The organism is Salinimicrobium sediminis, assembly GCF_900215295.1.
GTDB classification, from domain to species: domain Bacteria; phylum Bacteroidota; class Bacteroidia; order Flavobacteriales; family Flavobacteriaceae; genus Salinimicrobium; species Salinimicrobium sediminis.
On the sequence record NZ_OCMF01000003.1, the window covers coordinates 265,384 to 290,990 of the forward strand.

Below are 25,607 nucleotides of genomic sequence, written 5' to 3' on the forward strand. Positions count from 1 at the left end.
GCAACTTCAGAAAATGAAAATTAAAAAGGTTTTAGTAGCGAATCGGGGAGAAATAGCCATTCGTATTTTTCGTGCATGTACAGAAATTGGTTTAAGGACGGTCGGAATTTATACTTTTGAAGACCGGTACTCCCTGCACCGCTACAAAGCCGATGAATCTTACCAAATTGGCGCAGACAATGATCCTTTAAAGCCTTACCTCGACATAAAGGCCATCATTAAAGTGGCAAAACAAAATAATGTTGACGCCATTCATCCCGGATACGGCTTCCTTTCTGAAAATGCCGATTTTGCGAAGCAGTGTGAAGAAAACGGGATCATTTTTATAGGACCAAAGGTTTCAGTTCTTAAATCCCTTGGAGATAAAGTGCGGGCTAAAGAAGTTGCTGTAAAAAATGATATTCCGGTGATACGGAGCAACGAGCAGGAGTTAACTTCCGTAGAAATTGCTTTGGAAGAAGCCGAAATGATTGGTTACCCGGTTATGCTCAAAGCGGCTTCTGGTGGTGGGGGCCGCGGAATGCGCGTGATTCGTACCAAAGAAGATCTGGAGAATGGTTTCAATGAATCGAGGCGGGAAGCTTTGAATGCTTTTGGAGATGACACTGTGTTCCTGGAGAAATTCGTGGAAGACCCAAAACATATAGAGATCCAGATCGTGGGGGATAACCATGGCAACCTGGTGCATCTTTTTGAGCGGGATTGTTCTGTGCAGCGGCGGTATCAAAAAGTCATCGAATTTGCACCTTCCCAGGATCTCGATGAGAACATTAAACAGAACCTTTATAAATATGCCGTTAAACTTTGTAAGGCGGTAGATTACAACAATATAGGAACCGTGGAATTCCTGGTAGACAAAAGTGGAGAGATCTTCTTTATTGAGGTGAACCCGAGAATCCAGGTGGAGCATACGGTGACCGAGATCATCACGAATATTGACCTGGTGAAGGCGCAGATCTTTATAGCCGGCGGATACAAACTTTCAGATAAACAGATCAAGATTGAAAGTCAGGAATCTCTTAAGACCAATGGTTATGCGCTGCAATGTCGTATCACGACCGAAGATCCTACAAATGATTTCAAACCCGATTACGGAACGATTACGACCTATAGAAGTGCTTCTGGCTTCGGAATTCGTTTGGATGCGGGAAGTATTTACCAGGGAGTAAAGGTTTCCCCGTTCTTTGATTCCATGCTGGTGAAAGTATCTGCCAGCAGCCGTACTTTAGATGGAGCATGCCGAAAGATGAGACGGGCTTTGGCTGAGTTCAGGATCCGCGGAGTTATGACCAATATGGGATTCCTCGATAATATTCTGGCTCATCCCACCTTTAGAAAAGGAGAGGTAACGGTCAATTTCATCAAGGATCATCCTGAACTTTTTGAGATCAAGAAAACCCGCAACCGGGCAACCAAAATGGTGAAGTTTTTGGGAGATGTGATCATTAACGGAAATGAAGATGTCAAAAATGCTGAAAAAAAGAAGGATCTTATAAAACCTACAATTCCGACCTTTCCGGAACAAAACGGGTATCCGAAAGGAACAAAAGATCTGCTGACGGAATACGGCCCGGAGAAATTTTCGAGGTGGTTGTTGCATGAAGGCAAGGTGCATTTTACCGATACTACTTTTAGAGATGCACATCAAAGCTTGTTGGCCACCCGAATGCGTACCTATGACATGATGAAAGTAGCCGAAGGTTTTGCCCGAAACCATCCGGAGGTCTTTAGTATGGAAATATGGGGAGGTGCAACCTTTGATGTGTGTATGCGTTTTCTAAATGAAAATCCATGGGAGCGACTTCGCAGGCTCCGGGAATCCATGCCTAATATTCTTATGCAAATGCTGCTGCGGGGGTCAAATGGAGTGGGCTACACTGCCTATCCCGATAACCTTATAGAAAAATTTGTGGAACAATCCTGGGAGAATGGAATTGATGTTTTCAGGATCTTTGACAGTTTGAACTGGATGGAATCCATAGCGCCCTGTATAGAGCATGTAAGAAACAGAACGCAAGGCCTTGCCGAAGGTACCATCTGTTACACAGGCGATATTATGGATCCTAAAGAAACAAAATATAACCTCGAATATTACGTGCAGCTTGCCAAGGATATAGAAAATGCCGGAGCCCACATTTTAGCCATCAAAGATATGGCAGGAATTCTCAAGCCCGATGCAGCTTTTGAACTTGTTTCTGCTTTAAAGTCCAGGATCAATATTCCACTGCATCTGCATACCCATGATACTTCTTCCATACAGGCTGCCACTTACTTAAAAGCCGTGGAAGCGGGCGTAGATGTTGTTGATGTTGCCCTTGGCGGACTTTCAGGATTGACTTCGCAGCCAAACTTCAATTCCATAGTGGAAATGCTGAGGTTCCACGACCGCGGCAGACCAATCAATACAGATAAACTGAATGAATACTCGAGATATTGGGAAGCCGTTCGCAGGTATTACTTCCCATTTGAATCCGGATTAAAGGCCGGGTCGGGAGAAGTCTATAAACACGAAATTCCCGGAGGTCAATATTCCAACCTAAAACCGCAGGCAGAAAGCCTCGGCCTTGCAGACCGCTTCCACGAGATCACCGAGATGTACAGCAAAGTAAATGACCTTTTTGGAGACATCATTAAGGTGACTCCGAGTTCTAAAGTGGTAGGCGACATGGCGCAATACCTGGTGAGTAACAATCTTTCAATTGAAGATGTGCTGGAAAAAGGGGAGGATATTTCTTTTCCGCAGTCGGTAAAGAGTTTCTTCCGTGGGGATCTTGGTCAGCCGCCCGGAGGTTTCCCCGAGAAGATCCAGAAAATCGTCCTTAAGGATGAAAAACCTTATACCGAAAGGCCGAATGCACATTTGGATCCAATAGATTTTGATAAAGAATATGCCGAGTTCCAAAGCACCTTTAGTAAAGGAATGGGAAGAGACCTGGAAATAACCGATTTCCTGTCTTACAAGCTGTACCCAAAAGTCTTTACTGATGCTTACAACCACCATCTGGAATATGGAAATGTCATCAACGTGCCAACCAAAAATTTCTTCTACGGAATGGAGCCCGGGGAGGAGATCATTGTGGAATTGGACAGAGGGAAAACCTTATTGATCGAGTTCCTTTCAAGAGGCGAAACCGATGAAGACGGCATGTCCAGGATCTTCTTTAAGGTAAACGGACAAACCCGGGCAGTTGAAGTCAAAGACAGATCTGTTAAGGTGGAAAAGGTAGTTCATCAAAAAGTGGACAAAAATGATAAAAAACAAATAGGTGCGCCGCTACAGGGAGCCTTGTCCAATATTCAGGTGGAAGTGGGGCAGAAAGTGGAGAAAAATCAGCCGCTCTTTGTCATTGAAGCTATGAAAATGGAAACCACTATCACTGCCAACGGATCTGGCGAGATCGATAAGATCGTACTAAAAGAAGGAGAAATGGTCTATGCAGATGATCTGGTAATTGTGCTTAAGTAGTATTGAGATGTGAGAAATGAGAATTGAGATAAAAAGAACCAAGAGCCAAGAACCAGGAACCAAGACTTGGGATTTGGTGCTTGGAATTTGGAATTTATTTATAAATCTTAAATCCTGAATTTTGAATCCTGAATTATTTCATCATCAACACCCATATGGACCTTTTATTCCCGAAAATGCGACCAGGCTTATTGTAGGGACTTTGCCACCGCCTCGCTTCACAACGGGCGAATTAAAAGAGGGGGATGTGGATTTTTGTTACGGCAGCCGGGACGGAATGCTGTGGCAGATCATCGACAGGATCTTCGATCTGGATCTAAAATATGAAAATACAGCCGAAGCCGTTGAAGAGAGAAAAAAATTCCTGGCAAGTAAAGGCATTGGGATCTGTGATACCGTAGAAAGCTGCAGGAGAGATAAAATCGATGCTTCAGATCTTGGAATGTTGCATGTTGAACTACGGGATTTGATCGGGATCCTCAAAAAACATGAAAAAATAGATACCCTGCTCTTCACCGGAGGCAATAGTAAGAACGGTCCCGAATTCTTTTTCCGGAAGCTTTTAAAACATCACGAGATAAAAATTAAAGTGATCTCCAATGATGTGCCACGGGTACATCAATTCCTCCTGGATGGCAGGCCCATTAACACGGTTTCCCTTACCGCACCCTCAGGCTCGGCAAACAGGGCCATAGGCAGCATGGAATTGTATAAACACCTAAAAAAACAACACCCCGAATTCAATACAATTGATTTCAGGGTTTTGCAGTACCGTCAGTTTCTTGAGGACTAGACGGTTTCTCTTTCCAGCGGATCTTTAATTTGCTGCGGCTTCGTAGTGAATTTTCTTCTCAACGGTCGCAGTTTTCCGAAGGTGTTCAGGGGAGTTTTTCCTCCTTTGGTCTTCTTTTCGCTTTTTTCCACTGTTACTTGTTTTGCTGGTCCTTAATAGTCTTATCATTGATATCAAAATCGTTGGTTTCAATATCCCTTTGACCAATATTACCAGTTAAAGGATTGCTGTCTCTATCCTTTCTCTTATTTTTATTGTGCTTATCTTTTATCTGTCCCATAACATTCTATTTTAAGTTCTTTTCAAGATACGAAAAAGGCTTAATAAAGGCTATTAAAGACCTGTTAATAAGACTGTTAATCTCTTGCTTTTTTAATAAAATCCTGAATGTTTCCTGTGCCGTTTTCAGTGAGATGTTTAATAAACGCACTACCAATAATTGCCCCTTTTGTTTTTTCTGTAGCTGCGGAAAATGTTTCACTATCCTTGATCCCGAAACCAACAATAAGAGGATTCTTTAATCCCATTTTAGACACCCTGCTGAAGTAGTCCTTCTGAAGCTGTCCGAATCCGGCGGTGCCTCCTGTTACTGCAGCACTGCTCACCATATAGATAAAACCTTCGGAAATTTGATCGATCTGCCTGATCCTTTCTTCAGAAGTGTGGGGAGTAATAAGGAATACCGGAAGCAGGTCGTACTGCTGAAAGATATCTTTATACTGAAGCTCATATTCTTCCACCGGAAGATCGGGAATAATAAGCCCGTCAATACCGGCTTCCTTACATTTTTGGCAGAATTTTTCCACCCCAAACTGAAGGATAGGATTAAAATAGCCCATGATCAACAAGGGAATTTGTACGGTCTCCCGAATATGCTCCAGCTGTGCGAACAATTTATTGGTAGTCATGCCATTCTTCAGAGCAGCTTCCGAACTTCTTTGGATTACCGGGCCATCTGCTAGGGGATCGCTAAATGGAAGTCCTATTTCCACCATGTCCACCCCGCTTTTTTCAAGCTCTTGCAAAATTGGTAAGGTGTCTTCTATTTCCGGATATCCTGCCGTAAAGTAAATGGAAAGCAACTTTTTTTGAGGATCTTCCTGGAGTTTTTGTTTTATTCTGTTCATGTTATGAGTTGTAAACCTCACAGTCCCAAAGCCTCGGGGCTGTAAGGTCATTTTAAATTTTTTAAGTCTTCAATTTTAGTTTCAGAAATGAAAAAAGTCTTGGTCCTTGGTTCTAGAAGCGCAGCGATCTTGTTTCTTTTTACAAATTAAAATGTTCAATATAAGTGTTGAGGTCTTTATCCCCGCGCCCGGAAAGATTTACTACCACTACATCGTCTTCCCTGAACTTACGGGTCTCAAAAATGGCTAAAGCATGGGCTGTTTCTATAGCCGGAATAATCCCCTCCAGTTTACACAGCTCTAATCCTGCAGCCATTGCTTCCGTATCGGTGACCGAAATAAATTCGCCGCGGCCTGTCCTGAAGAGGTTGGCATGCATTGGACCCACTCCCGGATAATCTAGTCCGGCAGAGATAGAATAGGGTTCAGTGATCTGTCCGTCGTCGGTTTGCATGAGCAGGGTTTTGCTGCCGTGAATAATGCCTTCGCGGCCAAGAGCTGAAGTGGCAGCGCTTTTCCCTGTTAATACCCCTTCTCCCGCAGCTTCTACGGCAATAATTCCCACTTTTTCCTGGTCCAGGTAGTGGTAATAGATTCCGGCGGCATTGCTTCCGCCACCCACACAGGCCACTACAAAATCGGGGTTTTCCCGGCCTTCTTTTTCCTGCAGTTGTTTTTTTACCTCTTCAGAAATTACGCTTTGGAACCGTGCCACCATATCGGGATATGGATGCGGTCCCACTACAGATCCTATAATATAATGGGTGTCTACCGGATTGTTAATCCAATCGCGGATAGCTTCATTGGTTGCGTCTTTGAGTGTACGGCTTCCCGAAGTTGCAGGAACAACGGTTGCTCCCAGCATTTTCATCCGGGCTACATTTGGTGCCTGTCTTTTGATGTCGATCTCGCCCATATAAACCACGCACTCAATTCCCATTAAAGCGCAAACCGTGGCGGTAGCGACCCCATGTTGTCCCGCACCGGTTTCGGCGATGATCCTGTTTTTTCCCAGGCGCTTCGCCATGAGGATCTGACCAATTGTGTTATTAACTTTATGGGCCCCTGTATGGCAAAGATCTTCCCTTTTGAGGTAAACTTTCGTGCTGTACTTTTTGCTGAATCTTTCCGCAAAGTACAATGGTGTTGGCCTCCCCACATAGTCTTTAAGCAGCTGGCGGAATTCCTCCTGGAAACTTTCTTCCTGCATGATGTCGAGATAGCGGGACCGCAGTTCTTCCACGTTGGGGTAAAGCATTTCGGGAATGAACGCTCCACCAAAATCCCCGTAATATCCTTTTTCGTTTACTTGATAACTCATAATTCTCTTATTTAAACAGCTGCTTTTTAAATGATCTTAAAGCTTCCGGATCTTTTAGGCCCGGGGCTGTTTCAAATTTGCTGTTCACATCAATTCCGTAGAACAGATGTTCTTTTTGCCTTTTTTGAAAGGTTGTATATAGTTCCTTTATTGCTTCAGTTTCTTCGGGACCTATTCCTCCGCTCAGGAAAAAGGGAGTGGAGGAGGGATAGTCAAGGAGAACATTCCAATTAAAAGCGATTCCGTTGCCGCCCCTGTTCTTTCCTTTGGTGTCAAAGAGGTAAAGATCTGCGATGCCTTCAAAAGCTTTCAACTTCTGAAAGTCAAAATCATCTTTTATGCTGAAAACCTTTATGATCTCCACCTTTTTTCCGGCTTCTGAAAATCTGCTCTTTAGGTCTTTGCAAAACTTCGGACTTTCCTCCCCGTGCAGCTGTACTGCTGAAAGTGCATACTTTTGGACCTTTTCAAGAATATCCTCTTCGGAAGCATTGACAAAAACTCCGGTTCTTTTGATCTCCTTATCCAATTCCTGAATTTCTCCTGAAACATGCCGCGAAGAACCCTCAAAAAAGATCAGGCCGAGGTAATCCGGTTTCAGGCCTGAAATGGCTTTAATGTTTTCGGCTTCTCTCATGCCGCAGACTTTCAGCTTCAGGTTCATTTTGATCTGCTTTTAAGTTCGTTGATAAATTCCGAAGCACTTTTGCCCGGATCTTCAGTCTTCATAAAATTCCCGCCGATAAGAAATCCCTGAAATCCGCTTTTTTGAAGCTCCAGGATAGCTGTGGTATCGCTGATGCCGCTTTCGGAGATCTTCACATATTGCCCCGGAATTTTTTCCGCAAGATCTTTGCTGGTTTGCAGGTTCACCTCGAAGGTTTTCAGGTTTCTATTATTGACACCTATCATATCTATGGTGTCAAAAATGTTGTTTTTAAGCTCCTCTTCATTGTGCACTTCCAGGAGTACCTCGAGTCCCAGTGCTTTTGCTTTTTTAGAAAACTGTTCTACCTGCTTCGGTTTAAGCATGGCAGCGATCAAAAGGATCACATCAGCACCCATGGCTTTTGCTTCAATAAGCTGGTATTCGTCGATAATAAAGTCCTTTCGCAGCAGCGGTAATTTCACTGTTTCCCTTGCCACAGCCAGATCGTCAAGGCTGCCGCCGAAGAAATCTTCATCTGTAAGTACAGAAATTCCGCAAGCTCCCGCAGCTTCATAAGCTTTGGTCACTTCAGCAACATCTGCACCGAGATTTATTTCGGGGTGAGATGGCGAGCGCCTTTTAAATTCGGAGATAATTCCGGTTTTGGATTTTTTCAGATTCTCCTTTAGTGAAAAACATTTCCGTTTGAAATGGGGGAGCATCTGGAGCGTTTCTACCGGAACTTCTTCCTTAAGGATCTCCACTTCCTCTCTTTTCCTGGCTGCTATTTTATCGAGTATGTTCATCTTTCTAATTTAATTGCTGAAGCTTTTTAAATGCCCCCAGTGCCTTACCTGAAGCCAGACTTTCCCTGGCTGCTAAAAATGCATTTTCGGGATTTGTTTTTTGGACGGTGCTTATCGCCATAGCCGCGTTGGCACAAACCACATTCATTTGGGCCTCAGTTCCTTCATTTTGAAGCACATTCATAAAGATCTCTGCAGCAGATTCAATAGTGTTCCCTCCTGAAATCTGCGACGCCATGATAGGTTGCAGGTTCAGATCTTCGGGCTTTAGCATGCTTTCTGCGTGATTTGTAATCATTTTGGTGTTTCCGGTAAGGGATATCTCATCATAGCCGTCAAGCGCGTGTAAAATGGTAAAATTCTTATCGGTTTTCTGGTAAAGGTAAGCATACATCCTGGCAAGCTCCAGACTGTAAACGCCTACCACCTGGTTCTTCGGAAACGCGGGGTTCACCATGGGTCCCAGCATGTTGAAAAAGGTCTTAACGCCAAGGTTTTTTCTAATGGGTGCCACATTCTTCATCGCGGGGTGAAAAAGGGCAGCGTGTAAAAAACAGATCCCCGCTTTGTCCATACTGCGATCTAAAAAGTCCTTATCACTACTGAATTTTATCCCCAGATATTCCATCACATTCGAGCTGCCGCAACTGGAGGAAACACCATAATTTCCGTGTTTCGCCACTTTTACTCCGGCGCCGGCAGTAACGAAAGAAGCAAGAGTCGATATATTGAAAGTGTCCTTGCCGTCACCTCCTGTACCACAAAGATCCACCGGATCATATTGCTGCAGGTCTACCGAAAGGCACATCTCAAGCAAGGCATCTCTAAAGCCTTCAAGCTCTTCAAGGGTGATACTGCGCATCATATACACGGTAAGAAAAGCAGCAATTTGGCTGTCATTAAAGCTGCCGTTGGAAATTTCTACCAATACACCTTTAGCCTCCTCGCGGGAGATGGTTTCATGGTTGATCAACCTGTTCAAAATTTGCTTCATTTTCTAAAAGATTTCAGGTTCCTGGGATTCATTTGCTGGTTCAGTCAATTTAACCGGACTGTTGATCCAATTGGCGATGATCTTCTTACCTTCGGGTGTAAGTACAGATTCCGGATGGAATTGCACGCCGCGCACATCGTAGATCCTGTGCCGAAGGGACATCACCTGCCCGTTCTCATCATAAGAAGTCGCTTCAAGACAATCTGGCAAAGCTTTATCCACCACCCAGGAATGGTAGCGGCCCACTTCCATTTCGGGATCCATTTTGTCGAACAGGGGTTCATCTGTTACGCATAATTTAATTTTGGAGGAGACTCCATGAAATACTTGCTCAAGATTGATCAATTTACCGCCAAAAACTTCTCCTATAGCCTGCTGCCCAAGACACACTCCAAAAATGCTTTTTTTGGAGGCGTAGGTAGAAATCACCTGCTTTAACAATCCCGCTTCGTCGGGAATTCCCGGGCCGGGTGAAAGCAGGATCTTATCATATTTTTCGATTTCCTCGAGATCCACTTCATCATTACGTCGCACAGTCACTTTACAGTCCAGCTCCTCCAGGTAATGGACTAGATTGTAAACAAAGGAGTCGTAATTATCGATCACCAAAACTTTTAAAGCTCCCTTATCTTCGCTGAAGGGGAGGGAATCCTGATCTTTATTTTGTTTATTCTTCATAATTCGAATTTTGTTCTTGTCCTCCAATTTCTCCCCTCCTTTGAAGGGGCAGGGGGAGGCTTATATTTCTTCAGCCAATTCCAGGGCCTTTTTCAAAGCGCCAATTTTATTATACACTTCCTGTAACTCATTTTCTTCGGTCGATCCTGAGACTATTCCGGCGCCTGCCTGATAGTAAAGTCGGTGGTTTTTACTTAGAAAAGACCTGATGATGATCGCATGGTTGAAATTTCCGTTGAAATCCATGAACCCGATTGCGCCACCATAAAAATCCCGGTTCACATTTTCATATTTTTCAATGAGTTGCATTGCCTTATGTTTTGGTGCTCCACTTAAGGTTCCCGCGGGAAAGGTGTCGGCCACTACCTGCATAGTGCTGGTATTTGGATCTTTGGTGCCGGTAACTTTGCTCACCAGGTGGATGACGTGCGAGAAATATTGGATTTCTTTGTAGGTCTCCACATTTACGTGGCTGCCATGGCGACTAAGATCGTTACGGGCGAGATCTACAAGCATCACGTGTTCTGCATTCTCCTTTTCGTCGGCAGCCAGGGCTTTTGCGCTCGCGGCATCCTGTTCATCATTTCCGGTGCGCTTAAAGGTCCCTGCAATGGGATGGATCTCGGCCTTTCCGTCTTTCACAACCAGCTGGGCTTCAGGCGAGCTTCCGAAGATCTTGAAATTTCCGTAGTCAAAGTAAAAGAGGTAGGGTGAAGGATTCACATTCCGCAGCGCCCGGTAAACATTAAATTCATCTCCCTTGAAGGCCTGTGAGAAACGACGGGAAAGCACTAACTGAAAAACATCTCCCCTGTGGCAATGCTGCTTGGCCTTAATAACCATTTGCCGGTAACCTTCATCGGTTTCATTAGATTGCGTTTCGCCTTCCGCAGAAAAAGGGTAGGAGGCAAAATTTTTCACTTTTAGTAACTGGCCTATCTGTTCGAGATTATTTTTAGAATCATAGCTGTGATCAAAAATATAAGCTTCATTGTTGAAGTGATTGATCGCGATAATATTTTGGTAGACGGCGTAATAGATCTCCGGAATTTCGAGATCTCCCTGCTTTTTTGAGAGCTTCAGGTTTTCAAAATACTGCACTCCGTCATACGCGATATACCCGAAGAGTCCTTCATTGATAAAGCTGAAATCCGGGCCCGTGGTACTGAACTTTTGAGCAAATTCCTGTATGGCTTCAGGAACATTTACCTCGGAAGTAATTTTTGTTTCGGAAATATGTCCGTCAGGAAAAACCTGCTTTAAATGTCCTTTTTCGACCTTAACTGAAGCGATGGGATTGCAGCAAATGTAGGAGAAACTGTTCTCGTTCCCGTGGTAATCACTACTCTCCAGGAGTAAGCTGTTGGGGAAAATATCCCTTACCCGCAGGTAAACACTCACCGGAGTAAAAGTATCTGCGAGTAATTTTTTATATGTGGTGTTAAGATTGTACATGCTTCAGTTTTTAAAATAAAAAAAGGCTTGTCGTGATTGACAAGCCTTTGTATATGCTACAGGAGGTGTTGCTCACGACGATCGACGTAAGTAATTCCACCACCAGTTATTTTTAATGTTCGGGTTCATGTGAGGAGCAAATATAAAGGGGAAATCTTTTAAAAAAAATTTATTTAAAGAAATTTTCCCGTACCTGTTGCAAACGAGGGTCTCAAAAAGGAGAAATAGAAGACCTATTCTTATATTTGTGAACAGCAACAATAAAATTTAAAAATGAAAGAGTTAAAACAGGAAGATTGGAAAGAACAATTATCTAAAGATGATAATGCAGTTATACTTGATGTACGTACAGAAGAGGAAGTAGAGGAGGGATACATTCCTAAGGCTAAAAACCTCGATATCTATAAAGGGCAGGAATTCATCGATGAAATTGATAAGCTGGATAAAGACAAGAATTATTACATTTATTGCAGATCTGGCAAGAGAAGTGCGCAGGCATGTACAATAATGGATCAAAAAGGGTTTCGGAACACCTATAATCTCATTGGGGGCTATTCAGAATGGGAAGGGGAAACTGTAGAATAATCCTACAAAAATTTTTAACATTTGGTAAGGCAGATTTTTTAAAAATCTGCCTTTTTTTATTTTCGGCAAGAGCAGTAGCAGCAAAGGTTTTTCGGAAAAAATTAACATTTTTGAAAGCTCCATTTTAACAGGAGTCTTCTGTTAAAATACATAAAAACATGGATGATAGGCTGTTAAAAAGTTTTAGTTATTAATTTTTTAATATAGATTCGGAAAATCTTTTAACAATAACCTAAAACTTTTTTTATGTTTAAAAAAACTTACTCAAGTTGGGCAGCAGCTTTTGCTCTTGCCGCAATGGTATCATGCTCGAAAGACGAGTCGCCAAATGTTCCACAGGTAGAAGAGGCGAAAGCCACTCAAAATTATTCTGAAGCCATTCCAGGCCAGTTTATCGTGGTGTATAAGGACACCCAAAAAAGAATGGGTGAGCCCGGAATGTCTGCATTACAGGTACAACAAAAAACCGAGGAGGTGCTAAAAATGGAAGGCATTCAAGGCGCTGAAATTTTACAGGTTTATAGTTCGGCCATTTCCGGTGTCGCTGTAAAAATGTCCAAAGATGATGCTGTTAAATTGGGGGAAAGCAATGATGTTGCTTATGTTGAGCAGGATCGTATTGTTGCACTTGCCCCACCTTGCGGTACTCCAAATGGAGGTCCATGTGATGATCCCGGAAGCGGTGACGGGGGCGGAGGTACTTCCTCTCAGGAAACCCCATACGGAATTACACGTGTTAATGGCGGGGTAGCCAGTACAGGTGTAGCCTGGATCATTGATACAGGAGTAGATCTTGATCATGAAGACTTAAATGTTGATGCTTCAAGAGGTTTTAATGCCTTTACTTCAGGAAAAGACGGTGGTTCTCTTGATGATGGCAATGGTCATGGTACTCACGTAGCTGGAACTATTGCAGCCAAAGACAACAGTGTTGGTGTGATAGGTGTTGCTGCAGGTGCTACAGTGATCCCGGTAAAAGTTCTTGACAGCCGTGGAAGCGGTTCTTATTCCGGAGTAATTGCAGGTGTTAACCACGTAGCAGCTAATGGAAGATCTGGTGAGGTTGCTAATATGAGCCTTGGAGGACCTACTTCCCAGGCACTTGATGATGCAGTTAAAGCTGCAGCGGGTAAAGGGATTAAATTCGCTCTTGCGGCAGGAAACGAAAGCACCGATGCAAACAACTCATCCCCGGCCAGAGTAAATGGAACTAACATTTACACAATCTCTGCTGTTGACATCAATGACAGGTTCGCATCTTTCTCTAACTACGGAAATCCTCCTGTAGATTTTGCAGCACCAGGTGTGAGCATTAAATCAACCTGGAAAGGTGGTGGTTATAACACTATTAGTGGAACCTCAATGGCTTCTCCACACGTGGCAGGTATCCTTCTTTTAGGAAATGTGTCTTCAGGTGGATCAGCTTCCGGAGATCCTGACGGAAATGCAGATGCTATTGCAGTACATTAGAAATTTATTCCTATGAAAATTAAAAGCACTCTTCGGAGTGCTTTTTTTGTTATAGCTGATATTAGTCACAAAAGCTACGGGTTGAAATAAGTATTTTTAATGCAAACAAATTCCGTCATGCTCATGCGCACACTCGGGTTGATTGGTGGAACCTCCTGGCATTCTACAATCGTATATTACCGGCTCATTAATGAATTGGCAGCCAAAAGAATCGGAACACATTCCAATCCGCCTTTGATCCTTTACAGCTTAAATGTGGAGCTAATGAGATCACACGATGTGGAAAAAATAAAAACCACATATTTACATATTGCCCGAAAGCTGGAGATCGCAGGAGCATCTGCAATTGTCATATGTGCCAATACTCCCCACCTGGTCTTTGATCATGTGCAGAGCAAGATTTCTATTCCAATATTACATATTGCCGATGCCGTAGGGGTCAATGCGCTGAGTAAAGGTTTTACTAAACTTGGATTGTTAGGCACAAGACCAACCATGCAGGGAGATTTCCTCACCAAAAGACTTAAGGAGAAATTCGGGATCCAAACCATTGTTCCCGAACTGGAATTTCAGGATGAGATACATCAATACATAGCCAAGGAGCTAACCCAGGGAAAATTCACAGAATCTGCAAAGTTATTTTTCCTTGATCATATACAGTTGCTAAAAGAAAAAGGAGCCCAGGCAGTGATCATGGGATGTACAGAACTACCGCTTTTGATAAGTGCAGAAGATTCAGATCTTCCCTTACTTCAAAGTACCAATCTACACGCTCAGATGGCGGTAGATTTCATATTTAAAAAAGATTAAAAAGGACATAAAAAAAGAGAGATCCCCCAATCTCTCTTTTTCTTTTCAAAAATTTACAATTACCTTTTATTAATTCACGTGATTAATTAATTGGTATAGTCAAAGATAATAGGGACTTACTTTTCCAACAATGGGTGAAATCCCTTATTTTTAGCTAATCCGTTTTTTATCAGGCAGATAGATGGATTAGATCACTGGAACCTTCTATACTTGGCCATTAGGAACATATAAACCGCATAAGCAATAAGTCCTGCGGCAACGAGTCCCATCAACCAGGGGCCATAAGCCGACTCCTGAATGAACGAAAAGGCTTCCTGAGTAGTTTTTATTTCGGAAGGATTAGAATTGACAGCTGCCTTTACAGCAAAGAAACCAATGATCAAGAGGATAACCCCACGGGCACTAAGTCCGAATTCAGCAGTTTTTTTAACGCTTTCTCTTTTTTTCTCATCCCCGAGGGTAGCGAGACCTAATTTTTTATAGTAGTCGTTCTTGTAGGCCTTCACAAATTGAAAAATTCCGGCTATTATGATTCCTGCTCCTATAATTCCAAGGACCCACAGACCGGTTTCACTCGCAAGGAAAGAGGATTGCTGGGCAGAACCCGATGAGCCCGAACTTCCTTTGCCAGATCCAAAAGCTTTAAGGGCTGCCATTACTGCAATTCCCAAATACAGCAAACCGCTAAAGAAAAAGCCGGTACGTTTTGCTTTTCCTTTTTTATCATCGCCAATATGTTCGGGATCTTTAACAGCCTGTACAAATCTCCAGGCGGCGTAGCACAAAAGTCCCAAAGCCATAAGTACAAGTAGAATGTTACCAAAGGTTTGTTTTTCCAGCCATTCCAGGACCTGCATTTGTCCTGCTTTTTGGCCTCCCATATCAAAGGCGGCTTTAAAGGTTAAAATTCCTATGATCCCGTAAACAATTCCTTTTGCAACAAAGCCGGTACGGGCCATGGTTTTAATATTCTTATCCATAATTGATTGGTTTAGTTTTCTCTAAAATAGGAGAATACTCGGCCAAAACCAATCAATTATATTTATTTTAGGGAATGGCAGGAGGCAAGAAATAGTATTCCGGAAATTTCTATTTTTTTAGAAGCTGTAGTGTGGCAGGGTCCTGAGCGTAATCTAAAGCAGTGTTTCCTTTGCTGTCTCTCATGGTTTTATCGGCTCCATTTTGTAGCAGCAAGTCCACGATCTCTTCCTGTCCAAAAGTGGCTGCAAAGATGAGAGCCGTGGCTCCCGAAGAGTTTCTGGCATTCACATCTGCACCATTTAGAATAAGCATTTCAGCAATATCCTTGTTGCCTTTAAAACAAATTCCCATTAAAGCTGTGTTTCCGGCTGCGTCTCTGGCATCGGTTTCTACTCCCTGTTGCAGCAAAAGCTTTGTGATCTGCGGTTGTTCATGATAGGTCGAAAGTATGAGAGGAGGAAAGCCTCTCTCGTCTTTTCTGCCCGCCAGCTCAGGATCGGCATTTAATTGTTGTTTTACTTCTTCAGCTTCTCCAAGTCTTATAGCTTCAAAAAATTCCATGGATCTCTTTTTTAGGATGCAGAATAAATATAGCAAATGCTGCAGCAGTTTCCTTTATACTTCCTGTTTTTCTACTGCTGAAATGCCTTGCTTCTGAAAAATGGCTTTTTACGTTAATTTTTTACTGAAGTTTTTATTGTTGAAGCTCAATTTATTCTGAAGCCGGATCTTCCCCTACTAAAGAAGTAGAAACCAACCGTATGAATTCTGCTCTATAGCCTTCGGGATCATTACCTCTTCCTTCTTCGGCCAGGCGTGTAACAAGATCCACCGGGGCGTTATTAGTAAATTCAGAATTCCTAAGATGCATCCCAAAAAGTGCTACAGCCGAAGCAAACTTGAAATCGGGATCCATTGCCTCTGTCCTATCTTCCACCACCCGGGTTAGCAACCTGCTTTTAGATCCCTGTGGCTCCTGATACCTGAATTTTACCGTCAGCAGTTCGTCCGAATTTCTTTGGTTCTTCTTTTCTGTATATTTCAGATCATCAATGTCCTTTAAGAATTTACTTTTTACTCCTGTGGGAATGATCTCATAAAGCGCAGTAACAGTATGACCGCTACCAAGTTCTCCTGCATCCTTCTTGTCATCGTTAAAATCTTCATCATTAAGCAGCCTGTTTTCATAACCTATGAGCCGGTAAGCCTGCACTTTTGCAGGGTTGAATTCAACCTGGATCTTCACGTCTTTAGCAATAGTGTAAATGGTCCCGCCGAATTCTGTTCCTAAAACCCTCTTTGCTTCCTGCATTGTATCTATATAGGCATGGTTGCCGTTACCTTTTTGCGCCAGGGTCTCCAATTTGGAATCCTGGTAATTACCCATTCCAAATCCAAGGGCGGTAAGGAAAACGCCCGATTCTCTTTTTTCTTCTATCAGGTCTTCCATTGCGCGATCGCTGCTGGCACCTACATTGAAATCCCCATCTGTTGCAAGGATCACCCTGTTATTACCTCCTTTTATAAAATTTTCCTGGGCTATTTTATACGCCATTTCAATGCCGGCACCACCGGCAGTAGACCCACCGGCCTCTAATTTATCAAGGGCCTCAAAAATGGCATTTTTATTATCCCCCTTTGTAGCGGGCAATACTACTCCTGCTGCCCCGGCATATACTACTACTGCCACTTTATCCCTTTCTCTTAGTTGTCCCGTGAGTAATTTAAAAGCAGATTTCAAAAGCGGTAGTTTGTTTGGAGCATTCATTGAACCTGAAACATCCAGCAGAAACACAAGATTAGAAGCAGGTACATCATCTAAAGGAACCGTTTTCCCCTGTAAGGCTATTTTTACCAGTTTGGTGTCTTTATTCCATGGTGTTGCTGCCAATTTAGTGTGAATTTCGAATGGATGTTCTCCTGTAGGCTGCGGATAACCATAATTAAAGTAGTTGATCATTTCTTCAATCTTTACGGCATCTTCAGGAATATTTTGACCGTTATTGATTCTCCTTCGCACATTGCTGTAGGAGGCTTTATCTACATCTATGGAAAAGGTGGAAAGTGGCGCAGTATTTACACTTTTGAAAATATTTTCATTGATCTCCTTATATGATTCCTGCTGGGGTGGAAGGGAAGATACTCCTCTTATTCTTATTGACTTTGAAGCTCTCTCATTAAAACCCATCACCACAATCTCCTCAAGTTCCGCATTGTCGGGGACCAGAGAGACATTGATCTCTTTTTTGTTCCCTACCTTAATGACGGTCGTTTCATATCCAACATAACTGAATACCAGTTTGTCGCCTTTTTCAACTTTTATAGAGTATTTCCCCTCTAAATTAGTTTGTGTGGCTGTCTTTGTTCCTTCGACCAGCACATTAACCCCGGGAAGAGGTATGGCATTTTCATCGGTAACTGTACCTGTGATGGTGGTTGCTGGAATGGTGAAATTAAGAATGGAAGAAATGATAAGCAGTAGAATAACGTTCATTTGATTATGTTTTTAAATGAATATTGAGGAATCATTTAAAATTTTAACAAATATCGGGCCACTGCAGCAGCTGAATGACAATTAATGAAAATTCTTCACCAATCCGTATTCAGAAAACATTTGGAAAAAAGCTTTAGAGACCTGGGATCGTGCCGGTGCCCTGGCTCTTTTGTTCGGCAGAACCTTCAGGCGGGTAGGGAATCTTGTCTTCGATCTCTTTGATGTGCTCAGGGTCAAATCTTGGGATCTGGAGTTCTCCCTTTTCTTTCCATTGTCGAACTTTTTCTTCAGCAGATTTGGTTTTTTCCTGAGAAAGCCCGGAATCTTTTCCGAAGTAAATGGTCTGAGACGGGAATGCGAAACCTGAACCACTCTCACCAACGGTATCCATGATGCGAAGCAACAGATCTTCCTTTACCTCCAAAAAGTCATCAAAAGTCGCAACTTTGATATAGGTGAAGATTTCCAGGGAAAGGGAATCCGCACCCAGATTGGTGAAGCGCACTCTTGCAGTATCTGAAGTCACCATGGGATGAGCATACAATATAGCCCGAAGTTCAACAAGAAGATATCTAATTTGATCCGGGGTGGTTTCGTATCGCAAGCCAATAGTGGGATTGAATAGAAATTTGTCACGGTGAGCATAGTTTTCGATCTCGCTGGAAGAAAAGGCTCCGTTGGGAATAGTTACGAGCGTTCTGTTGAGCGTTCTGATTCGGGTAGAGCGCATTCCTATTTTTTCGATCGTGCCCGTCGTGTTCCCCACTTTACAGAAATCTCCTACCCGAATGGGTTGATCTGTTATTAATGTGACGCTGCCAACGAAATTCTCAATGGTTTTTTGTGCACCAAGTGCCAATGCGAGACCACCTATTCCCAGGGCGGCTAAACCTGTAGTTACGTCCACCCCAAAGGCTCCAAGTATAGCAATGACTCCAAAGACTATTATGGCGATCTTGGCCGCCCGTTTTAAAAAAAGAACTACAGAAACACCTGATATATTTCCCCGGGAACTCATTCGCCGCTGCGTAAAAGCCCCAATAAACTCTGAAAGTTTCCAAAGTAGAATGAGGAAGGCCACCAGGCCAACCATGATAGATATTCCACTTATTCGTTGTCTTAAAATGATTGATAAACCCAACTCCCTTGTAGCTACAACAAAAAGTCCCACTGCGAGGTATAATTTCAGGGGTAGAGCAAAGGCTATCAAAATGCCCTGGGTAGGTTCTGTTCTTGCCCTTTTCCATACCAAAGGGATGAGGTATAACAAAAGTGTAATGGTGAACCAGGCGAGGGTATATGCCAGTACTGCCAAAATGATCATCACCAGCCATTGACCTATTGGTACACCTCCCCATTCATTGGTTTCCAAATAGTCCGGAAGAAATTTGTTAATAAGCAGTCCGCCTTCATCCAGGTCAGAAAACTCCCGGATATATTCCATGGTTTGTTCGGAAATCAACCATAACGGCCCTCCATCAGGGCCTTCAATTTTTTCCAATAAGACATCAAAGGATTCTCCCGAAATATTTATGACCCCAACCTTATCGAGATAATTGGGGAGATTATCATCTGTTCTTCCCGAAGGTTCACTGCTTAACCAGGAATAGGGCATCATTCGGCCATATTGGTTAAGCATGATCTCCAGTTTTTTTGCCATTTCTGTATGTGCTGCAGTAGCGGAATCCGGTTCTCCATCTTTAAAATAGGCACCTGCGATTTCATAATTCTTTTCTGCAACTGCCGAGATAAATCCGGCCATACTGGAACGGGGAGTGCGTCGGTCCAAAGGATCATCGGGAAACTGCTGCTCTTCTGAATTCTGTTCTCCTTCAGAAGATGGGGCGCCCAATAGCTGTGCCTGTACATCGGGAACGGGCAACAGGAGGAGCATGATGAGGCTTAATCGGAATATATTGTTACTGAGGATCTTCTCAAAAGTCTTGATCATAGGGGTATATTTTCAGCGAATCGAGAAATGAGGAACAGGGGTTCCAGAATTGATATTTTTAAGGTTTCCTTCGGAAGCCTTATGGCCGATTTAAAGATAAGAAAAATTGCAAAAGCTTTCCGGTAACTTAGAAAAGCTTTAAAATACTTCCGAAGCTATACAAAGAATACAGCTTTTTATGAAGCGGTTTTTCTTCCATTTATTAATTTTTCAAGATCTTCCAGGATGAGGTAGAGGCAGGGAACAATTACCAGGATAATGGAAGTGGCAAAAATGATCCCAAATCCAAGAGAAATGGCCATGGGAATTAAATGTTGTGCCTGGCTGGAGGTTTCCAGAATGATGGGAGTTAGTCCCCCAAAAGTGGTAAGAGTAGTAAGCATTATGGGTCTGAATCTTCGCAGGCCTGCTTCATGAATGGCATCATAAACAGAGAGATCTTTTCTCTTTTTGTTAGCATAGTCGATCATAATGAGAGAATCATTCACCACCACCCCCGAAAGAGCAATAACTCCCATTAAACTAACCAGGGAGAGGTCGTAACCCAATAAAATATGACCAATAACTGCACCCACAATTCCAAAAGGAATGGCAGAAAGGACGATCAAAGGTTGGGTGTAGCTTCCAAAAGCCAAAGCGAGTAGCGCATAAATGAGCAGCATGGCAATGGCAAAACCACTCCACAGAGACTCGGTAGATTCGCGCATATCTGCCTGGCTTCCTTCAAAGCTCCAGGTGAGTCCGGGAAAATCGGCTCTTAATTGAGGGAGTACTTCTGCATTAATAGAACCCAAAACCCTGCTAACAGCGTTCGAAGGTTCCACATCCATTCCAACTGTCACTACCCGCCTTCCATCCCGGCGGTTAATGCTGGTAAAGGCCTCCTGTTGTTCAATTTGTACCACGTCCAGCAAAGGCACTTCAATACCTTCTTCGGTTAACAGCACGAAGTCCTCCAGGTTCTGGATATCTCTTCTTTCTTCCAAAGGCAATTTCACCCGCACTTCGATCTCATTGGTTCCCCGCAGCTGTCGCATGGCAAGGGCTCCAAAAAAGGCATCCCGCACCTGCCTTCCCACTTCGTTGGAGGTAAGACCGAGATTTCGACCTTCGGGCAGGAGCTTAAAATCGTATTGCAGCTTTCCTTTGTTGTAGTTGTCACTAATGTCACGTGTATTATCAAAGGCTCCCATTCGTTCCACAAAAGCTGCACTCGCTTTTTCAAGGACATCAATATTGGTGTGGCTAAGGTCGACACTAATGGCCTGTTGTGCCCCTCCGGGACCTCTTTCTGCTTCAAAAGTGATCTGATCCACTCCCTCAATTTCTCCAATATTATCCCTCCAAAGTGCAATGAGTTCTCCGGCGGTCATATCCCGTTCATCTGGTGGTAGCATCACAATCTCCACGTCAATAAAATTCTGCCCCCGTACATTGGTCTTAATACCCTCTGCCACTTCATAGAGGTCATGATCCTCAAACATTCTACGAGTGGATTCGGTGATCTCTTCGGCAACTTTTGCAGCTTGTAAGGGAGTGGTTCCCACAGGCAGTCGCACTCCTGCCTCGATCTCATCGGCAGCGACTTCAGGCATCATGATCATACCCATGTGGTCGCTGTAGCCGTAACCCCCCACGATCAATAGTAAGGCTATGGCAGCACTTAAAGTGATGTACCTGAACTTTAAACACAGATCCAGGAAAGGCCGGTAGTATTTTTCAATGACCTTATTGAATTTTTCCGCAAAAGCTTCCTGCCAGTGCTCCAGTTTTTTGAACCAGCCTTTTTTCTTCTTTTCAGAAATATTTGCCAGGTGAGATGGCAAAATAAAGAGTGCCTCCAGGAGAGAAACCGAAAGAATTAAAATCACCACCACCGGAAGCGGCCACCAGAATTTCCCGTTTTCACCCGGCATGAAAAGAAGGGGGACGAAGGCGATAATGGTGGTAAGTATGCTAAAGATCACCGGTTTAGAAACATCTTTTGTTCCTTTAATTGCAGCATCTATTGTACTAAATCCTTTTTGACGGTATTCATGAATGTTTTCGCCCACAACAATGGCATCATCCACGACGATTCCCAGAACTACGAGAAACCCAAACATGGAGATCATGTTGATACTAACGCCCATCAATGGCAAAAATATGATCCCGCCAATAAATGAGATTGTCATCCCCATCATTACCCAAAAAGCGAGTTTGTATTCCAGGAACAGGGTGAGGATGATCAACACAATGACAATGGCTAAAAACCCATTTTCGGTGAGCAGGGAAAGGCGTTCGCGATAATCTTCGGCGCGATTGCTGTCTATACGGTAGCTTACTCCCGGAGGTAGCTGATAATCTTCGAGCATTTCCAGCACGATCTCCTCAATTTCCAGAGGAGACTGATCTCCCACCCGAAAGATCTCAAGACCTATGGAAGTCTGCTGATTGAACTGTCCGTAAAAACCCACTTCCTCAAAACCATCTGTGATCGTGGCAATGTCGGCTAAGGTTACCTGGGCTCCCGAGGGGGAGGAGATAATGGTGATCTTACCAAATTCTTCTGCCCATTGCTTTCTTTCCTGCATGCGCAACAGGATCTCTCCGGACTGTGTTTCTACTGCCCCTGCGGGAACGTCTTCGCTTGACGATGCAATGATATCTGCCACTTCGCCCAGGGTGAGATTATACTGCCGCAGGTTATGACGTGAAATTTCCACATGTGTAATGTAATCGGGCACATAACCCAATTCCACCTGGGTGATCTGCGGATTGCTTAACATTTGGTTCCGCAGGCGCTCAGCGAGGATCCTTAAAGTCCAGAAATCCACATTCCCGTAAAGAGCAACTTCCATTACATCCCTTTGCCGAGATTGAAGATTAACACGCGGTTGCTCAATATCATCGGGGAAAGTACGTATGCGGTTCACCGCCTGATCAATATCCTGAAAAACCTTCATCCTGTCTGCCCCACCAATGAGTTCGATGAGCACTTCCCCGGAACCTTCCCTGGCGGTGGAAACGATTTCCTTTATCCCCTGTATTCCGCGAATGGCCTCTTCCACGGGGAGCAGGATTCCCTGTTCCACTTCTTCGGGAGCTGCTCCGGGATATTCGACATTGACTTCTACATAATCGAGCTGAAATTCAGGAAATACTTCTTTCTGAATCTGGAACATGGTCCAGATCCCGCCGGCCACAAGAATGATCATGAGAAGGTTTGCGGCAATAGAATTCCGCGCCATATACGCAATGGCACCTTCTTTCCTTACTTTTTCACCTTCTTTTTCCTTCATAAATTAATCTTCGGTATCAGTCTTCACCGAGTCTGTGGCCTGTGCGGGTTTTTCGCCTTTGGTCCTTAACCCGAGACCTTCGGCTACAGCGCTTAAATTGGTAGTTACCACCTGCTCACTTTCTTCCAATCCTTTGGTGATGTAGGCATATTTTGCATCAGTAAGCAGGATCTCCACATCTCTAATAGTGAGTTTCCCATTATCATTCACCCACACCGTTTGATTTGTTCGTACAAAATCGCGGTTAAGACGAATAACATTTTCAATAGGTTCGGCTTGAATTCGGGCTTCGACAAAAGCTCCGATCATAAGTTCGGGTTTCCCTTCATTTATAGGAGTACGAGCGAGAGGATCGGGCACTTCAACTAGTACTCTTGCGAGCCGGGTTTGTCCATCGAGAGCCCCTACCTGTTTTGCCAGATAGCCTCTTCGGAAGCTGTCTTCCGGCCAGGCACTGGTATTAATGATCTCAACCGGGGATCCTTTTTCTTCTTCAGAAGCAGGAAAACTGAGCCATCTCAACTGACCAACCGGTACAGTGAGGCTCACCCAGTAAAATTCTGTTCCCACAAGGCGGCCAAGATCATCTCCCGGAGCTACCTGTGAGCCGGCGGTTACATTTTGAGATAAGATATGCGCATCAAAAGGAGCGCGAACAGTGGTCCTTGCAAGATCGAGTTCTGCCTGTGATACGGCAGCCTGTGCTGCCTTGAAATTTGCCCGTACCGCATTGAGCTGAGGTTGCCGCAGTACCAGAGATCTTTGTTCTGCCGAAAGCGTATCTCCTCCCACCAATGCGAGATCTTGTTCTGCTACCTGCTGCCTTCCCATTTCCACATCAAGGTTTGTCTGTGCCTGTAAAAGATCGCTCCTCCTTAACTCCAGAACATTCCGGTAATCTGAAGGGTCGATCTGCAACAAAACAGTTCCCTTTTGAACAAAGCCTCCCGGAACAAAAGCAGGGGAGCGGCGTAACACCTGCCCTCCCACGAGAGGGCTAAGCATAATATCCTCTACCGGTTCTACATTCCCATTAACGACTATTTTAGGGCTAAAGGTTCCTATTTCGGCAGGCACTGTCTCCACCAGCATGGCAGTTTTTTTGGTTGCCCCTTCAGAACTCGCTGTTGGTTCGGTCATGAAGATGAAAAGGGTCACCACCGCAGCGGCTACCAGGATCCCCAGACTTATCAGCAATGTTTTTTTTCTGCTCATCAACTACCTGTATTAATGTTTTCCATAGGTTCTGTTTCAAATCCTCCGGCCAGGGCCCGGTATAATGCTATGCGGTATTCAAGTCGTTCCTGTTGCGCCTGAATCATTTCCCTTTGCAGTTGTTGTTCCTGGTCAAGAGAAAGGAGTACCTCCAGATATTCGGTCATGCCATTCAGAAACTCATTTCTTAACTGCCTGTTGGTTTTTGCAGAAAGGTCCAGCCTTCTTTCAAGGAGCTGTATCCTTTCGTTCTGCTTTTGTTCTCGTATGAGCGCATTTTCTACTTCTTCAAAAGCGATCAACACATCCTGACCGTATTGGTAGAGGGTGCTGTTCTTTAAAGCTTCAGTACGATTTACTTCAGCATTTAATCTGCCCCCATAGAACAAGGGCGCAACCAGGTTACCCGCCAAAGTATAAGCCCAGTCCTGAAAAAGATCATTGAAGTTGCCCCCCTGTGCCTGTCCAACCGCGTTTAAACTTATACGCGGATATTTACTCCGAATGGCCTGGGCCATTTCCCTGTCTGCAGCCAAAACCAGATTGTAAGATTGTCGAAGATCGGGACGCCTGCGAACAAGCTCCAGTGGTAATCCCGAGGCGGGGAGAGGAGGTAACTCCGGTAGTGCAGCAGTGGTAAGAACATCAACATTTTGTGGTGGTCGGCCTAATAATACCGCTAATTGATTCTTTAATACGGCGATCCTGGTTTCATAAAAGATCCTTTCATCCCGCGTACCTTCAAGTAATTGTTCCTGCCGCAAAATATCTACTGCCCTAATTTGTCCTCCTGTAAATCTTGCTCTTATGAGTCGCATGATATCTTCATTGGTCCGGATCTGTTCATCTGCCAGTTCTAATTGCTTTCTGGCGGAAAGCAATCGGTACCAGGTGATACTTATTTCTGCGGAAATCGACATTGCAGCTGCCTGATAGTCAAAAAGGGTAGCCTGCGCCCGAAATTCTTCGGCCTGAACCGCTGCCCGGATTCTGCCCCAAAGATCTAATTCATAAGATGCAGATAAGCCCACTTGCAGATCTTCATTCCGAGAGAATTCATCCCGTGGGCGGGTAACAGCGGTACCGGCTGTGGCGTCTACCTGGGGCCAAAAGAAAGAAGATTCCCTATCGACCACGGCAAGAGCAGCCTGAAATTGTTCCCAGTTACCTGCTAATTCGAGGTTTTGTTCCAGACCTTGTTCAATAAGAGAGTCCAAAACAGGATCTTCGAAATTTTCCCACCATTTATCTGAAAGTGCGGCAGTTCCTGAAAAGCTGAAAGCTTCAGGTTGTGGAATAGGTGCATCTGCAGGGGAGAGTCGGGGAGAGCAGGAAAACAGTAACCCTATGATTATAACAGTTGTCGCCAGGCCACAAAATGGCTGCCGGAAAAAGGCATAGAAGTATATGGTTAAAATTTTCTTCAGAAGTTTTGATTTTAATTTTCCGGCTGAAATTTCCGTTGATCCATAGCTAATTAACGGATTTCTCTAAAGTTACAGATTTTTTGGAACTGGGCAACGCCGGAAGA

At 43.9% G+C, this 25,607-nt stretch carries 21 protein-coding genes; 5 read left to right on the plus strand and 16 right to left on the minus strand.

The window, feature by feature from the left end; translation table 11 throughout:
• Positions 1–13 precede the first annotated feature (13 nt).
• Both CRO16_RS12265 and CRO16_RS12270 read left to right on the plus strand, forming a co-directional pair.
• Positions 14–3,466 carry a pyruvate carboxylase gene (locus CRO16_RS12265; protein WP_097056679.1) on the plus strand — a complete coding sequence of 1,151 codons (3,453 nt, stop codon included), beginning with the start codon at positions 14–16 and terminating at the stop codon, positions 3,464–3,466.
• Positions 3,467–3,587: 121 nt separating this feature from the next.
• On the plus strand, positions 3,588–4,259 hold the full coding sequence (locus CRO16_RS12270) for a uracil-DNA glycosylase family protein (protein ID WP_097056680.1): 672 nt from the start codon (positions 3,588–3,590) through the stop codon (positions 4,257–4,259).
• Here CRO16_RS12270 and CRO16_RS16025 read toward each other — a convergent pair.
• The 9 genes from CRO16_RS16025 to CRO16_RS12305 all read right to left on the minus strand — a co-directional run bounded on the left by CRO16_RS16025 (position 4,256) and on the right by CRO16_RS12305 (position 11,289).
• The gene (locus tag CRO16_RS16025) at positions 4,256–4,390 is read right to left on the minus strand and encodes a 30S ribosomal protein THX (RefSeq protein ID WP_102016844.1); all 135 of its coding nucleotides are present in this window, start codon (positions 4,388–4,390) and stop codon (positions 4,256–4,258) included. The two genes, CRO16_RS12270 and CRO16_RS16025, sit on opposite strands and share 4 nt — an antisense overlap.
• A 2-nt stretch (positions 4,391–4,392) precedes the next feature.
• Positions 4,393–4,539: a hypothetical protein gene (locus tag CRO16_RS16205; protein ID WP_179670536.1), complete on the minus strand. Its 147-nt coding sequence runs from the start codon at positions 4,537–4,539 to the stop codon at positions 4,393–4,395.
• Between the two features lie 76 nt (positions 4,540–4,615).
• On the minus strand, positions 4,616–5,386 hold the full coding sequence (trpA, locus tag CRO16_RS12275; RefSeq protein ID WP_097056681.1) for a tryptophan synthase subunit alpha: 771 nt from the start codon (positions 5,384–5,386) through the stop codon (positions 4,616–4,618).
• Positions 5,387–5,525: 139 nt separating this feature from the next.
• Complete coding sequence (gene trpB, locus CRO16_RS12280) at positions 5,526–6,707, minus strand: tryptophan synthase subunit beta (protein ID WP_097056682.1); 1,182 nt, start codon at positions 6,705–6,707, stop codon at positions 5,526–5,528.
• 7 nt (positions 6,708–6,714) lie between these two features.
• A complete protein-coding gene (locus CRO16_RS12285) occupies positions 6,715–7,371 on the minus strand; it encodes a phosphoribosylanthranilate isomerase (protein WP_245859037.1) in 657 nt (218 codons plus the stop codon).
• Positions 7,368–8,162 (minus strand): indole-3-glycerol phosphate synthase TrpC, encoded by a 795-nt coding sequence (trpC, locus tag CRO16_RS12290; RefSeq protein ID WP_097056683.1) that lies wholly within the window; start codon positions 8,160–8,162, stop codon positions 7,368–7,370. Before trpC ends, CRO16_RS12285 begins: the two co-directional genes overlap by 4 nt.
• 4 nt (positions 8,163–8,166) lie before the next feature.
• Positions 8,167–9,156, minus strand: a complete 990-nt coding sequence (gene trpD, locus CRO16_RS12295) for an anthranilate phosphoribosyltransferase (RefSeq protein WP_097056684.1) — start codon at positions 9,154–9,156, stop codon at positions 8,167–8,169.
• 3 nt (positions 9,157–9,159) lie between these two features.
• Positions 9,160–9,834, minus strand: a complete 675-nt coding sequence (locus tag CRO16_RS12300; protein WP_097056685.1) for an anthranilate synthase component II — start codon at positions 9,832–9,834, stop codon at positions 9,160–9,162.
• Between the two features lie 60 nt (positions 9,835–9,894).
• Positions 9,895–11,289 (minus strand): anthranilate synthase component I family protein, encoded by a 1,395-nt coding sequence (locus tag CRO16_RS12305; protein WP_097056686.1) that lies wholly within the window; start codon positions 11,287–11,289, stop codon positions 9,895–9,897.
• Positions 11,290–11,562: 273 nt separating this feature from the next.
• On the opposite strand from CRO16_RS12305, the gene CRO16_RS12310 reads away from it, so the two are divergent.
• The 3 genes from CRO16_RS12310 to CRO16_RS12320 all read left to right on the plus strand — a co-directional run bounded on the left by CRO16_RS12310 (position 11,563) and on the right by CRO16_RS12320 (position 14,154).
• The gene (locus CRO16_RS12310) at positions 11,563–11,874 is read left to right on the plus strand and encodes a rhodanese-like domain-containing protein (RefSeq protein WP_097056687.1); all 312 of its coding nucleotides are present in this window, start codon (positions 11,563–11,565) and stop codon (positions 11,872–11,874) included.
• 246 nt (positions 11,875–12,120) lie between these two features.
• Positions 12,121–13,344, plus strand: a complete 1,224-nt coding sequence (locus CRO16_RS12315; RefSeq protein WP_097056688.1) for a S8 family peptidase — start codon at positions 12,121–12,123, stop codon at positions 13,342–13,344.
• A 99-nt stretch (positions 13,345–13,443) separates the two neighbouring features.
• A complete protein-coding gene (locus CRO16_RS12320) occupies positions 13,444–14,154 on the plus strand; it encodes an aspartate/glutamate racemase family protein (RefSeq protein WP_245859039.1) in 711 nt (236 codons plus the stop codon).
• Positions 14,155–14,345: 191 nt separating this feature from the next.
• On the opposite strand, the gene CRO16_RS12325 is transcribed toward CRO16_RS12320, so the two are convergent.
• The 7 genes from CRO16_RS12325 to CRO16_RS12355 all read right to left on the minus strand — a co-directional run bounded on the left by CRO16_RS12325 (position 14,346) and on the right by CRO16_RS12355 (position 25,503).
• Positions 14,346–15,134, minus strand: a complete 789-nt coding sequence (locus CRO16_RS12325) for a DUF1206 domain-containing protein (RefSeq protein ID WP_097056689.1) — start codon at positions 15,132–15,134, stop codon at positions 14,346–14,348.
• Between the two features lie 109 nt (positions 15,135–15,243).
• Entirely contained in the window at positions 15,244–15,696 is a 453-nt protein-coding gene (locus CRO16_RS12330; RefSeq protein ID WP_097056690.1) for an ankyrin repeat domain-containing protein, read from the minus strand.
• Positions 15,697–15,847: 151 nt separating this feature from the next.
• Complete coding sequence (locus tag CRO16_RS12335; RefSeq protein ID WP_097056691.1) at positions 15,848–17,629, minus strand: vWA domain-containing protein; 1,782 nt, start codon at positions 17,627–17,629, stop codon at positions 15,848–15,850.
• 133 nt (positions 17,630–17,762) lie between these two features.
• Positions 17,763–19,580 carry a mechanosensitive ion channel family protein gene (locus tag CRO16_RS12340; protein WP_097056692.1) on the minus strand — a complete coding sequence of 606 codons (1,818 nt, stop codon included), beginning with the start codon at positions 19,578–19,580 and terminating at the stop codon, positions 17,763–17,765.
• 176 nt (positions 19,581–19,756) lie between these two features.
• Positions 19,757–22,861: an efflux RND transporter permease subunit gene (locus CRO16_RS12345; protein ID WP_097056693.1), complete on the minus strand. Its 3,105-nt coding sequence runs from the start codon at positions 22,859–22,861 to the stop codon at positions 19,757–19,759.
• 3 nt (positions 22,862–22,864) lie between these two features.
• Positions 22,865–24,076 carry an efflux RND transporter periplasmic adaptor subunit gene (locus CRO16_RS12350; protein WP_097056694.1) on the minus strand — a complete coding sequence of 404 codons (1,212 nt, stop codon included), beginning with the start codon at positions 24,074–24,076 and terminating at the stop codon, positions 22,865–22,867.
• Entirely contained in the window at positions 24,076–25,503 is a 1,428-nt protein-coding gene (locus CRO16_RS12355) for an efflux transporter outer membrane subunit (RefSeq protein ID WP_394341410.1), read from the minus strand. Before CRO16_RS12355 ends, CRO16_RS12350 begins: the two co-directional genes overlap by 1 nt.
• Positions 25,504–25,607 lie beyond the last annotated feature (104 nt).